This window comes from Pseudoduganella rivuli, assembly GCF_009674485.1.
Taxonomy (GTDB): domain Bacteria; phylum Pseudomonadota; class Gammaproteobacteria; order Burkholderiales; family Burkholderiaceae_D; genus Rugamonas; species Rugamonas rivuli_B.
The window spans coordinates 1-255 of the sequence record NZ_WKJJ01000091.1; the positions used below are offsets into that span (position 1 = coordinate 1).

Sequence of the window (255 nt, forward strand, 5' to 3'; positions counted from 1 at the left end):
AGGATGCCGGCGCGCCGGCCACCAGCGCCGCTTCGTTATACAGGTATTGGCGGCGGCCTCCCCCGGGATACGTGACGGCGGCCAGGCCGTTCGGACCGTACTCGTATTGGTACAGATTGCCCGCCGGATCGGTCATGCCGACCAGGCGGCCCTGCCCGTTATAGGCCAGTTGCAGCGACTGGCCGAAGCTGTTGGCAACACCGGTCAACAGATAAGCCGGCGTGCCGCTGTCCATTGCCACCCAGCTGTAGGCCA

The 255-nt window shown here is 65.9% G+C and carries 1 protein-coding gene; it reads right to left on the reverse strand.

Features of this window, described 5'->3' with window-relative positions:
• The coding region (locus GJ700_RS34865) for an RHS repeat domain-containing protein (protein WP_195764119.1) at positions 1-255 on the reverse strand (255 nt) is incomplete at both ends.